Source organism: Pseudoalteromonas sp. Isolate6 (assembly GCF_022398435.1).
Classification (GTDB): domain Bacteria; phylum Pseudomonadota; class Gammaproteobacteria; order Enterobacterales; family Alteromonadaceae; genus Pseudoalteromonas; species Pseudoalteromonas galatheae.
On sequence record NZ_JAKEVK010000336.1, the window covers coordinates 1 to 2645 of the forward strand.

Consider the following 2645-nt stretch of genomic DNA (forward strand, 5'->3'; position numbering starts at 1 on the left):
GACGATGTTCTACTTTCACATGGGAAGCCCACACTATCATCGACGCTGTTTTGTTTCACTTCTGAGTTCGGCATGGGGTCAGGTGGTTCCAAAACGCTATGGTCATCAGGAAATCTGGGTGCAAATGTCTAATGACATCGTGCCTCGCACGAGCATTCCATTTGCGCAAGGTGAACCGATTTCGCGATACCGCTGAGGTTGGTCACCTTGTTTAATTCTTAAATCTGGAAAAAGCGATTAAATTCTTTTGTCTACTTCAGTCTATTAACTTCTGTCGCTAAACCACTTTGGCGTTGTATGGTTAAGCCTCTCGGGTAATTAGTACGAGTTAGCTTAATGCCTCACAGCACTTCCACATCTCGCCTATCAACGTTGTAGTCTTCAACGGCCCTTCAGTTGACTCTAAGTCAAAGTGAGAACTCATCTCGAGGCCTGCTTCCCGCTTAGATGCTTTCAGCGGTTATCAGTTCCGAACGTAGCTACCGGGCAATGCAATTGGCATCACAACCCGAACACCAGCGGTTCGTCCACTCCGGTCCTCTCGTACTAGGAGCAGCCCCTCTCAATTCTCAAACGCCCACGGCAGATAGGGACCGAACTGTCTCACGACGTTCTAAACCCAGCTCGCGTACCACTTTAAATGGCGAACAGCCATACCCTTGGGACCGACTTCAGCCCCAGGATGTGATGAGCCGACATCGAGGTGCCAAACACCGCCGTCGATATGAACTCTTGGGCGGTATCAGCCTGTTATCCCCGGAGTACCTTTTATCCGTTGAGCGATGGCCCTTCCATTCAGAACCACCGGATCACTATGACCTACTTTCGTACCTGCTCGACGTGTCTGTCTCGCAGTTAAGCTTGCTTCTACCATTACACTAACCGTACGATGTCCGACCGTACTTAGCAAACCTTCGTGCTCCTCCGTTACTCTTTGGGAGGAGACCGCCCCAGTCAAACTACCCACCAGGCACTGTCCTCAACCCCGGTTCAGGGGCCTAAGTTAGAACATCAACACTACAAGGGTGGTATTTCAAGGTCGGCTCCACAGAAACTAGCGTTCCTGCTTCAAAGCCTCCCACCTATCCTACACATGTAGGGTCAATGTTCAGTGCCAAGCTGTAGTAAAGGTTCACGGGGTCTTTCCGTCTAGCCGCGGGTACACAGCATCTTCACTGCGATTTCAATTTCACTGAGTCTCGGGTGGAGACAGCGTGGCCATGGTTACACCATTCGTGCAGGTCGGAACTTACCCGACAAGGAATTTCGCTACCTTAGGACCGTTATAGTTACGGCCGCCGTTTACCGGGGCTTCGATCAAGAGCTTCGCCTAAGCTAACCCCATCAATTAACCTTCCGGCACCGGGCAGGTGTCACACCGTATACGTCATCTTACGATTTTGCACAGTGCTGTGTTTTTAATAAACAGTCCCAGCCACCTGGTCACTGCGGCTCTCGTTTGCTTACAGAGCAAGTCTTTCACAAACAAGAGCGTACCTTCTCCCGAAGTTACGGTACAATTTTGCCTAGTTCCTTCACCCGAGTTCTCTCAAGCGCCTTAGTATTCTCTACCTGACCACCTGTGTCGGTTTAGGGTACGATTCAGTATGAACTGAAGCTTAGAGGCTTTTCCTGGAAGTAGGGCATCAACAACTTCACCACCTTRGTGGCTCGTCTCGACTCTCAGCCTTRGCAACCCGGATTTTCCTAAGTCACCAGCCTACAGYCTTTCACATGGACAACCAACGCCATGCTTGCCTAGCCTGCTCCGTCCCCCCATCGCATTCATACCGAGTACGGGAATATTAACCCGTTTCCCATCGACTACGCTCTTCAGCCTCGCCTTAGGGGTCGACTCACCCTACCCTGATTAACATGGGATAGGAACCCTTGGTCTTCCGGCGGAGGAGTTTTTCACTCCTCTTGTCGTTACTCATGTCAGCATTCGCACTTCTGATATGTCCAGCATGCCTCCCGGCACACCTTCAGCCACTTACAGAACGCTCCCCTACCCCGCGAATAAATTCGCAGCCGTAGCTTCGGTGGTATGTTTAGCCCCGTTACATCTTCCGCGCAGGCCGACTCGACTAGTGAGCTATTACGCTTTCTTTAAAGGGTGGCTGCTTCTAAGCCAACCTCCTAGCTGTTTTAGCCTTCCCACATCGTTTCCCACTTAACATACACTTTGGGACCTTAGCTGACGGTCTGGGTTGTTTCCCTCTCCACGACGGACGTTAGCACCCGCCGTGTGTCTCCCGGATAGTACTTTACGGTATTCGGAGTTTGCAAAGGGTTGGTAAGTCGGGATGACCCCCTAGCCTTAACAGTGCTCTACCCCCGTAAGTATTCGTCCGAGGCTCTACCTAAATAGATTTCGGGGAGAACCAGCTATCTCCCGGTTTGATTAGCCTTTCACTCCTAGCCACAGGTCATCCCCTAACTTTTCAACGTTAGTGGGTTCGGTCCTCCAGTTGATGTTACTCAACCTTCAACCTGCCCATGGCTAGATCACCGGGTTTCGGGTCTATACCCTGCAACTTAAGCGCCCAGTTAAGACTCGCTTTCGCTACGGCTCCCCTAAAYGGTTAACCTCGCTACAGAATATAAGTCGCTGACCCATTATACAAAAGGTACGCAGTCACCCA

At 51.0% G+C, this 2645-nt stretch carries 2 rRNA genes; both read right to left on the reverse strand.

Annotated elements, in window-relative coordinates:
- A 5S ribosomal RNA gene (rrf, locus tag L1D50_RS22545) occupies positions 1-110 on the reverse strand; the annotation flags it as partial.
- A gap of 187 nt (positions 111-297) precedes the next feature.
- Positions 298-2645, reverse strand: a 23S ribosomal RNA gene (locus L1D50_RS22550); the annotation flags it as partial.